This is a genomic window from Legionella sp. ST3F1, from assembly GCF_048553315.1.
Taxonomy (GTDB): Bacteria; Pseudomonadota; Gammaproteobacteria; order Legionellales; family Legionellaceae; genus Tatlockia; species Tatlockia donaldsonii.
Genome location: NZ_JBLZIO010000009.1, coordinates 126892 through 136922 on the forward strand (window position 1 = coordinate 126892; position 10031 = coordinate 136922).

The window sequence follows — 10031 nt, forward strand, 5'->3', positions numbered from 1 at the left end:
CAATGACAAATCCTGCAGCAGCTCATCAAGGTCAATTATTAACGAATGAGCTTCTGGCTGATTATACGACCTGGCGAGTTGGCGGCATTGCCCGTCAATTATATAAGCCTGGCAGCATTGCTGATTTGGCGATATTTTTGAAGCAATTACCTCCGGATGAGCCATTGCTCTGGTTAGGATTGGGCTCCAATTCTTTAATCCGGGACGGGGGATTTGCGGGTACAGTGATTTTAACGCAAGGCTGTTTGAAGGAAATGGTTTTAGTCACTGACGATCTGGTTCGGGTAGAGGCTGGTGTATCTTGTGCAAGTATGGCAAGATTTTGCGCGCGCAATAATCTTGCTGGTGGTGAGTTCTGGGCCGGTATCCCTGGGACAATGGGCGGTGCTTTGCGCATGAATGCCGGTTGCTTTGGTGGTGAAACCTGGCAATTGGTGGTGGAAGTTGAAACCATGACCCGCGATGGTGAGATACATGTACGAAAGCCAGAAGAATTTGAAATCGCTTATCGCCATGTTTCCGGTTTGCAGGACAATGAATGGTTTGTTGCCGCTACCTGCCGGCTCATTGCAGGTGAGAAGGAAAAATCCTTACAGCTTATTAAAGAGTTATTAGCGCATCGCGCGGATACTCAACCGACCAGCGAATACAATTGTGGTTCCGTGTTTAGAAACCCGCCAGGTAATTTCGCTGCTCGTCTTATCGAATCTTGTGGTCTTAAAGGGAGGCAATTAGGTGGTGCCGTTGTCTCTTTAAAACATGCCAATTTTATTATTAACCAGCACGGCAGTGCCTCGGCTCGGGATATCGAATCGTTAATTGAATTAGTACATGACACGGTGCATAAGCAAACTGATATTGACTTAATTCGCGAAGTGCACATCATTGGAGACTTTTAATGTCCAAACCTATCAATTTAGTATTGCTCTATGGCGGTAAATCCGGTGAGCATGAAATTTCCTTAATTTCTGCAGCGTCTGTGCTGGCCCAATTGGATGCGAGTAAATACAACATAATTCCTATAGGCATGGATAAAGAAGGGCGTTGTTATCAGAATGATTATCAGGAATTACTTGCCTTTAAAGACAGTTTACCAGTTACTACTTCACGTTCACGTCCCTTGGCGAGTTTACTGATTGATGGCCGTTTTGCCGTTGATGCGGATGTTGTATTCCCTATTGTTCACGGACCTCTTTATGAAGATGGCTGTCTACAGGGTTTACTGGAATTAGCCGGTGTTGCCTATGTGGGTTGTGATGCTTTATCTTCCGCAATTGGCATGGACAAAGATATGGCTAGACGCCTTGCCTGTAATGATGAGATTCGTTCTGCCCGTTACCGTGTTTTATCCTGGCACAGCAGCGCGTTGGAGAGACAGCAGTTTTGCCAGCAAACGGCGGCTGAACTAAGTTGGCCTTTGTTCGTTAAACCCTGCTCGTTAGGTTCGAGTGTCGGCATTCATAAAGTAAAAAACCACACTGAATTAGCGGCTGCGATTGAAGATGCTTTACGATACGATGAAACTATTCTGGTGGAAGAGTTTCTGCCTGGGCGTGAAATTGAATTGTCTGTTCTTGAGAATGCGTCGCTTTCAGGTGTACCAAGAGTCAGTATAGCGGGTGAAATCCGTGTTCATCACGCAGATGGTTTTTATTCTTACAGTGCAAAATATTTGGAGTCTAACCAGACTGAATTACATGTCCCCGCTAAACTTGATCCGAAAATACTCAAGCGCTTACAAACGATTTCCTGTGAAATTTTCACTCGCCTTAAATGCAAAGGTATGGCCCGGGTCGACTTTTTTGTAAACGACCAAACCGGGGATATTTTCTTTAATGAAATCAATACATTACCTGGATTTACTTCCATTAGCATGTATCCAAAATTATGGCAGGCCAGTGGTTTGGCTTATCCGCAGCTGTTAGATGAACTGGTGAATTTGGCCATGACCCATCATCGTTGCCGCCAGCAGTTAGTGACCAGCTATCAATGATGGTGGATTAGGGTAGCGTAGGGAATTAAAAAACCATAATAGGGTAATAAGAATAGGGTACTAAAGTGGATGAGCGGTAATACAGGGCGATTACGCTATGCGAGTTTTTTAACCATGCTGATTGTGTGCGCCATTTTTTTGGCTGCACACTTATTTTATTTGTTTGTAGCCGATGCAGAACGATTTCCTATTAATACAGTCAAAATAGTAGCAAGTTATCAGCACATTACGCGTAAGCAACTTGAAGGCGTTTTGGCGAATTACCTTAATAACAGTTTTTTTTCTTTACCGGTAAGACGTTTATATGCTGACTTGGCTGCCCTGGATTGGGCCAATCAAGTGCGGGTAGAAAGGCTATGGCCTGATACCCTGAAAATCACGCTCGTTGAGAAAATACCTGTAGCAAGCTGGAATAATGCCTTACTCACGGAAGATGGTGAGTTATTTAACAAAGGTGGTGCTACATTAACTGATTCTTCGCTGCCGCATCTCAGTGGTCCAACGAATCAACAAAAGGAAGTCTTACAAGTTTACGAAAAAATGAGTAAGATATTATCAATCTATGGTTTGCATGCGGCTTCATTAGAATGGCGTGATAATCAAGCTTGGGAACTTACTCTAGCCAATGGAGTGCAGTTGCGTTTGGGAAAACAGGATTTGGAAACGCGTATTATCCGGTTCTGTAAAGCCTATCCCGCAGTTTTCGCAGAGAAATCAGGGCAATTAGCAAGTGTTGATTTACGTTATCCGCGAGGTATGGCGGTGCAATGGAAAAAAGAAACGGGAAGATAATGGCTAAAAAATTAGAAAAAAATATCATCACCGGTTTGGATATTGGGACTTCTAAAGTGGTGGCACTCATTGGCGAAGTGACGGCAGATGGGGCGATAGAAATCATTGGTATAGGACGCCACCCTTCCCGTGGCCTAAAACGGGGTGTGGTTGTTGATATCGAAGCAACGGTCAATTCAATCCAGCGCGCAGTCCAGGAAGCAGAGTTAATGGCTGGGTGTGAGGTGCGAACGGCTTATGCGGGTATTGCAGGTAGCCACATTCGGAGCTTGAATTCCCACGGTATTGTTGCAATCCGCAATAAAGAAGTTTCACATGCTGATGTGGCAGGTGTCATTGATGCTGCCAAGGCGGTTGCGATTCCAGCCGATCAAAAAATTCTTCATGTTTTACCCCAGGAATTTATCATCGATCACCAGGGTAGTATCCGGGAGCCGGCAGGTATGGCCGGGGTACGTTTAGAAGCGCGTGTCCACATTGTTACTGGCGCTGTCAGTGCTGCCCAGAATATTGCCAAGTGTGTGCGGCGCTGTGGCTTGGAAGTGAGTGATATTATTCTTGAGCAACTGGCAGCCAGTCACGCCGTCTTAACTGAAGATGAAAAAGAGCTTGGTGTTTGTTTAATTGATATTGGCGGCGGCACGACGGATATTGCCGTGTTTTATGATGGCGCTATTCAGTTCACAGCAGTCATTCCTATTGCTGGTGATCAAGTCACCAACGATATCGCAATGGCTTTACGCACCCCGACCAAGAGTGCGGAAGCCATTAAGTTAAAGCATGCTTGCGCAATGCCTGAATTGGCTAATGCCAATGAAATGATTGAAGTATTAGGGGTCAGTGAAAGGCCTGGGCGCAAAATTTCTGCCAAGGTTCTTGCCGATGTGGTTTCAGCACGTTACGAAGAATTATTTACGTTAGTCCGTAACGAGCTTCGGCGCAGCGGTTTTGAGCAACGCATCGCAGCAGGCATGGTGATGACGGGGGGAGGCTCGAGTGTACAGGGAGCGATTGAATTGGCCGAGATGTGTTTTGAAATGCCAGTGCGCCATGGTTGTGCGCATCAGGTTTCAGGTTTAGTCGAGGCGACAGCAAATCCATCCCTGGCGACAGGGGTAGGTTTATTGTTACATGGGTTCCAACAACAATATGAAGGTGGTTATAATGTACCTGTCTTAAGTGATAATGACAAAGGAATGTGGGCACGCATGAAGGCATGGTTTCATGGTAATTTTTAAGTAGTTTCTGCCTCTAATCCTGCTACATAAGTAAGGATCAGGGGCAAAACCTCAATTAATCGGCAGAATTTAGAGGGGAGAGGTCTAACATGTTTGAATTAACGGAAAGTCAGCAAGACAGTGCCGTAATTAAAGTCGTTGGTGTCGGCGGCGGTGGTGGTAACGCGGTCGAGCACATGGTGACCGAAAACATCGATGGTGTTGAGTTTATATGTGCCAACACTGACGCTCAAGCACTCAAAAATTCAAATGCAAAAATCCATATCCAGTTGGGTGATGAGTTAACGAAAGGATTAGGCGCTGGCGCGAATCCAAGAATCGGTCGTGAAGCAGCCGAGGAAGACAGAGACAGAATTAAAGAAGTCCTGGCTGGTGCTGATATGGTTTTTATCACTGCTGGTATGGGTGGTGGTACTGGTACAGGAGCGGCACCTGTCTTTGCTGAGGTGGCTAAAGAATTAGGTATTCTCACTGTTGCTGTAGTGACTAAACCCTTTTCGTTTGAAGGCAAACAACGTGCCCTGGCTGCTGAAGAGGGAATTCGCCGTCTGGCTGAGCATGTCGATTCGTTAATCACGATTCCCAATAATAAGCTGCTTAGCGTTTTAGGCAAAAACATTAGTTTGCTGAATGCCTTTAAAGCCGCAAATAATGTCTTATTAGGTGCCGTAAAAGGTATTTCTGATTTGATTACACGTCCCGGTCTCATTAACGTTGACTTCGCGGATGTCCGCACCGTGATGTCAGAAATGGGTATGGCGATGATGGGTACAGGGAGTGCTACTGGTGAGCAACGAGCTCGTCAGGCAGCTGAAGCAGCGATTGCCTCTCCTTTACTGGAAGATGTTAATTTTTCTGGTGCCCGTGGTATTTTGGTCAATATTACTGCTGGTTTGGACATGTCGATTGGTGAATTTGAAGAAGTCGGCGATGTCGTTAAAGAATTTATTTCTGATGATGCAACGGTTGTGGTGGGTACGGTCATTGATCCTGAAATGACGGATGAGATGCGTGTCACTGTTATTGTTACTGGCCTTGGTGGCGATTCACGAACCCGCCATTCACAGCAACAACAAACAACAGTAAAAGCTCGCATTGCCGAATCAGTCCGCAGTGATGGCTCTCTGGATTATCAACAGTTTGACAGGCCTGCCGTTATACGTAAACAAGCAGCCGTTTCACCGAAACCTACCGTCAATGAAACGTCTGTACCCGATGTTGATTACCTGGATATTCCTGCCTTTTTGCGTCGGCAAGAAGAGCAAGTTGAGTAATATAAAAACGGCCTGAGGGCCGTTTTTTATGAACGATATAAAAAATTAGACTAATCAATTAATTGCTGTTATGATTTGGCAATTTATTGTGCGAAAAATATGGGATATCGAAAAGGTGATCACTGAATGATGCAACAAAGAACAATTAAGAAAGTCATTCAAGCAACGGGCGTTGGTTTGCATTCAGGAGAAAAAATTCTTCTGACTGCGCGCCCGGCTCCCATTAATACAGGTATTGTTTTCAGACGTACTGATTTAGACTCCGTGGTAGAAATCCCCGCTTTATATAATTACGTTGGCGATACAATGTTGTGCACCTCCTTGCAGCATCAGGGGGTCAAGGTTGCTACAGTAGAACACCTGCTTTCCGCGTTTGCCGGTCTGGGAATCGACAATGCTTATGTGGATGTCAATGCACCAGAAATTCCTATTATGGATGGCAGTGCTGCGCCCTTTGTATTCCTAATCCAATCGGCAGGGATACGGGAGCAGAGTGCTGCAAAGCGGTTTATTCGCATCCTCAAACCGATCCGTATTGAGGACCACGGGAAGTATGTACAGTTCTTGCCTTATGACGGGTATAAGGTTTCGTTTACAATCGATTTTGATCACCCCGTATTTAATGATAAACCCCAAACGGTTACCTTTGATCTGTCAGGGACTTCTTACGTAAGAGAGATTTGCCGCGCAAGAACCTTTGGTTTTCTGTCCGATTACGAGAAGTTGCGTGAATCTGATTTGGCCAAAGGGGGTAGTTTGGATAATGCGATTGTCGTTGATGATTATCGCGTATTGAATGAAGACGGCTTGCGTTTTTCTGGCGAATTTGTAACCCATAAAGTGCTGGATGCCATTGGTGATTTATATCTCCTCGGTTGTGGTTTGATTGGCGCGTTTGAAGGCTATAAATCTGGCCATGGTTTGAATAACCGTCTCTTGCGCGAGTTGATGGTACGCCAGGATGCCTGGGAATACACCTATTTTGATGCAGAAAATTACCAGCCAGTAGTCGTAGGAGATTTTTTGCCTGCGGAAGCTTAAGCAGGAATTAATAATTTTTTGTACAATTTAATTATTAAAATTTCTACGTATAGAGGTTTGACGAAAGAAGGTGCTACCAAAAAATATCAAAAACAACTGAGCTAAATCATCGGCTTGTTCACCTACAAGAAAATCAACATCGTTACAGATATTCTCTAATTTTTTTATAGGAATTTCGAGTGCGGCACTAAGTGCTTGAATATCCATGCCACTATATTTTAATAACACATCAACTAAAATTTTTTGTTTACTTCCTTGACTACAAAATTCGAATTTAAGAAATGATAGGGGAAACTCTATGATACATCCCATGTTGTAATTCCTATTAGTTTAAATAACAGTATAATCACCATGAAGAGCAACATTAATTTAACACTCTAGAGTGTTAAAATCAAGATAGTTGTCTTATTGTTCTCTATAGATTTACTCTCTGTGTTAAAACTTAAGATCGAACGTAACATATGAATAAACTTAGTAAAAACCTCAAAAATTTATTGTGTAATGCCAAAATAAGTGAAAATGAACTTGCGCGGCGGACAGGCGTCTCACAGCAAATTATTAATCGGATTTTATCTGGAGAGAATCAAAACCCAAAAATTGCAACTTTGAATCCACTGGCAAGTTATTTTATGGTGTCTATAAGTCAGTTAATTGGTGAAGAAAATTTCAATCAAGCAACGCTTAGTACTGTCCATCATGGGTGGCGGGAAATACCAATGATTGATTATGAGTTGCTTGCTAAGGCTCCATTACATGAATTGATGATGCTTAGCAAAGAAAAATTATTGGTTGATGTGAAAGCCTCTAATAAGGTATTTGCAATAAAAATGTATGATGACTCAATGGAACCAAAATTTTCTAAGGGAACATTGTTAATATTTGATTCCAACAAAAAGCCTGCGAATGGAGACTTTGCTTTGTTTATGCTGCCAAATGATAAAATAGTATTCAGGCAAGTTTTTATAAAAAACAATAAATTTTATCAAAAGAGCATAAATCCTAATTCTGAGAATTACAAACTTACCCCTCTAAACGATGAGTTAAAGTGTAGTGGATTACTTATTCAATCTCGAACAGATCATATTTAATTGCAATTGTAAGACTCCCATAAAATTTTTTCCCTTTTCTTAAGGAAATAAGCAAGAAGGCTTGCTGGCCACACTACAATAAATCCATAAACAATTTTAAATGTTAAGGCACTAAGCATAAGTAGTACTATTTTTTTTGTGGGCATTAAGCCTACAAACGTTATTAATCCAGCAATGAAAGTTGCGGCACCTTCACTGATACTAGATGCTAATAAGCTACGAAGCCAAAATAGCTTACCCTTCATTTTGTACTTCCATCTGCCTATTAAATACACATTTAAAAAAGAACTAATTAAATAACCGATCACGCCAGCGTTGGTAAAACGCAGCACATGGCCTAACACTGTATTATATGCATTATATATGTCTGTATTGTCCCAATAATCTGGCGTGGGTAATAAATTTATACCTGTTAATAATAGGGCAAATAAATACCCACAACCTATTGATTCCCAGACTAATTTTTTTGAAAGCTTAACGCCATAAACTTCTGTATACACATTCGATAAAAAAAATGAGCATGTATAAATTAATGTCGAGCCTGGTTCAGGAATATAACCAATTATCACTATTTTATAAGCAACGACTGTCGCTGCTAATAAAAAGGTGAGATATATCATTGCAATAATTCTTATGTATCTATAATTAGTTTTATACTCAGAAATTTGATTTATGGGTAAAATCTTATTTTCAAGTTTTTCAAGAACGGAGGACATTTTCTTCCAGGCTCTGTATATCTTCGAAATATTGTTCTTGTACAGCCGTGCTTATAACATTTTTTAAATCATCATAGCTAAATTGGCTTAATAACTCTTTATCACAGTAAAGCTCATGAGCTGATTTTCTAAATTCACCGAATACATTTAGTTTATTTATAATAAAAATAGTTTTTCCATTTATAAAATCCTGTCCTACAATCGAATACAATGGCCTAGATAATCGTGGATGAGAGGAGTGGGTTTTTTGTAAAGCAAAAAAAGTAATTGCTCTGACATCATGAGAAGAAAATTGGCTGAGCATGGAATCATCCATAACCAGATCTTCAGGCAAGTACGGAATGATTTGTTTTTTAAAACCATTTATCAAGACTAATAAAATAACCTCATTTGAAACGTGGTTAGTTTCTATTTTTACAATTTTACAACGATAATTTTTATAATCTTTTAATGCATCGCCATATTTAATGGCTAAAGCTCCTATCCATTCTGTAACTTTTTTGGGTGTATTCCAATCCATGATGCTTTTACCCCTAGTATTGATCAAAGATACGTTGAATTTCCTTTTTTTCTTTTGTGTGGAGTATGGCAACTGATAACAGAATTCTCGCTTTCTGTGGATTTAGCGAGCCCCCCGCAATAAAATCATTTTGATCATCTATTTTATTATCTCTATTTATAAAACCATAGCCAGATCTGGAGCATCTAACTACAAAAACACCTTGATGACTTGCATTACGCAATGCGTTGGTAACTGCGCTTGATTGATAACCCTTCCCCATTCCGGCACTAATTATCCCCCTGGCACCACTTGCTACTAGCACCTCGACAAGATGACTATCTAATCCTAAATGACCATATAATATATAAACTTTAGGGAGTTCTTTAATTTTATTAATAGTAAATTCACTCCGATAAGTGTGTCTGTAAGTTGGTAAGTTTTGAATACATAGGCGAGTACCCTGCACAAAACCGAGTAAGCCTAAGCCATTTACAGAAAAATCCCCTGCAACAGAGGGATTGATTTTGGTCGCTGCACGAGCACTCACAATGCCATCATTAAAGCTAAGAACAACTCCAACACCTGACATCTCTTTATGGCTTGCAATTAATATCGAATTGAATAAATTCCGAGTACCATCATAACCTAACGCACCCGTTGGTCTAAACGAACCAGTAAAAACAATAGGTTTTTTTGTTCTAACAACCAGATTTATAAAATAGGCAGTTTCTTCGATACAATTTGTACCTTGTATAACAACAATCCCATCTATTTCATCTTTGTTGGCTAATTCATTAATTTTCATTGCAACGAAGATTAACTCTTCTTGTGTCATGTCATGGCTGATTTGTTGCAGTATTTGCTGGCTGCTTATGGTGAAATGATTCTTTTTGAATGGTAACAAAGCAATTAACTTATCTATTTGAATCGACGGGTGCTGATAAAATTCATCTGTTTGATTGTGAGATAGGCTGGCTATCGTGCCGCCAAGGCCGACAACATGAATACATGGTCTTCTAGTTTTAGATGATACAAAATGCTCCCTGCTTTCCATCATGTTATGCATCTCAAAAGAGATTTGGGGCATTATAAGTTTTTTCATGAAATCTGAACAGGATTTATTGTGCTGAATTTTAAACGGCTTTCGGATAGGAAAACTAATCCTTAAGCTAACGTCATACAGGGCATTTTGTAATGGTGGATAATTGCAGTGCTCTCCAGCTTCCTTAATGAAATGGCGAGCGGAGGTCGACAGTGTTTTTTTCTGATTTTTTGGGGCTGGACTTGTTTGCTGGCAGAGCTCTGTCTTGTAGATACTGTCTTTAAAAGCAAGCCCAATTTTCATTAAAAGGTTTGTTATTTTTAAGAACGCCAAAGATGATATGGG

11 protein-coding genes are annotated in these 10031 nt (G+C 41.1%); 7 read left to right on the forward strand and 4 right to left on the reverse strand.

Annotated features, from left to right (window positions below; translation table 11 throughout):
• Nucleotides 1-2: 2 nt before the first annotated feature.
• The 6 genes from murB (at nucleotide 3) to lpxC (ending at nucleotide 6338) form a co-directional block, all read left to right on the forward strand.
• Nucleotides 3-899 (forward strand): UDP-N-acetylmuramate dehydrogenase, encoded by an 897-nt coding sequence (gene murB / locus ACN4Z1_RS08230; RefSeq protein ID WP_228365076.1) that lies wholly within the window; start codon nucleotides 3-5, stop codon nucleotides 897-899.
• On the forward strand, nucleotides 899-1993 hold the full coding sequence (locus ACN4Z1_RS08235) for a D-alanine--D-alanine ligase family protein (RefSeq protein ID WP_228364947.1): 1095 nt from the start codon (nucleotides 899-901) through the stop codon (nucleotides 1991-1993). Before murB ends, ACN4Z1_RS08235 begins: the two co-directional genes overlap by 1 nt.
• 69 nt (nucleotides 1994-2062) lie before the next feature.
• Complete coding sequence (locus ACN4Z1_RS08240) at nucleotides 2063-2785, forward strand: cell division protein FtsQ/DivIB (protein ID WP_228364946.1); 723 nt, start codon at nucleotides 2063-2065, stop codon at nucleotides 2783-2785.
• Complete coding sequence (gene ftsA / locus ACN4Z1_RS08245) at nucleotides 2785-4023, forward strand: cell division protein FtsA (protein WP_228364945.1); 1239 nt, start codon at nucleotides 2785-2787, stop codon at nucleotides 4021-4023. The genes ACN4Z1_RS08240 and ftsA overlap by 1 nt, the downstream gene beginning before the upstream one ends.
• 89 nt (nucleotides 4024-4112) lie before the next feature.
• A complete protein-coding gene (ftsZ, locus tag ACN4Z1_RS08250; protein ID WP_228364944.1) occupies nucleotides 4113-5297 on the forward strand; it encodes a cell division protein FtsZ in 1185 nt (394 codons plus the stop codon).
• Nucleotides 5298-5423: 126 nt separating this feature from the next.
• Nucleotides 5424-6338 carry a UDP-3-O-acyl-N-acetylglucosamine deacetylase gene (gene lpxC / locus ACN4Z1_RS08255; protein ID WP_115222227.1) on the forward strand — a complete coding sequence of 305 codons (915 nt, stop codon included), beginning with the start codon at nucleotides 5424-5426 and terminating at the stop codon, nucleotides 6336-6338.
• Nucleotides 6339-6365: 27 nt separating this feature from the next.
• On the opposite strand, the gene ACN4Z1_RS08260 is transcribed toward lpxC, so the two are convergent.
• Entirely contained in the window at nucleotides 6366-6650 is a 285-nt protein-coding gene (locus tag ACN4Z1_RS08260; RefSeq protein WP_228364943.1) for a hypothetical protein, read from the reverse strand.
• A gap of 149 nt (nucleotides 6651-6799) precedes the next feature.
• Here ACN4Z1_RS08260 and ACN4Z1_RS08265 point away from each other — a divergent pair, with 149 nt between their 5' ends.
• Nucleotides 6800-7426 carry a helix-turn-helix domain-containing protein gene (locus tag ACN4Z1_RS08265; protein ID WP_228364942.1) on the forward strand — a complete coding sequence of 209 codons (627 nt, stop codon included), beginning with the start codon at nucleotides 6800-6802 and terminating at the stop codon, nucleotides 7424-7426.
• Here the strand turns inward: ACN4Z1_RS08265 and ACN4Z1_RS08270 are convergent.
• The 3 genes from ACN4Z1_RS08270 to ACN4Z1_RS08280 are packed head-to-tail and all read right to left on the reverse strand — an operon-like array spanning nucleotide 7423 to nucleotide 9746.
• Nucleotides 7423-8142, reverse strand: coding sequence for a queuosine precursor transporter (locus ACN4Z1_RS08270; protein WP_228364941.1), 720 nt, complete (start codon nucleotides 8140-8142; stop codon nucleotides 7423-7425). The two genes, ACN4Z1_RS08265 and ACN4Z1_RS08270, sit on opposite strands and share 4 nt — an antisense overlap.
• Nucleotides 8126-8662, reverse strand: a complete 537-nt coding sequence (locus ACN4Z1_RS08275) for a hypothetical protein (protein ID WP_228364940.1) — start codon at nucleotides 8660-8662, stop codon at nucleotides 8126-8128. Before ACN4Z1_RS08275 ends, ACN4Z1_RS08270 begins: the two co-directional genes overlap by 17 nt.
• Nucleotides 8663-8675: 13 nt before the next feature.
• Nucleotides 8676-9746: an asparaginase gene (locus tag ACN4Z1_RS08280; protein ID WP_419388112.1), complete on the reverse strand. Its 1071-nt coding sequence runs from the start codon at nucleotides 9744-9746 to the stop codon at nucleotides 8676-8678.
• Between the last annotated feature and the right edge of the window lie 285 nt (nucleotides 9747-10031).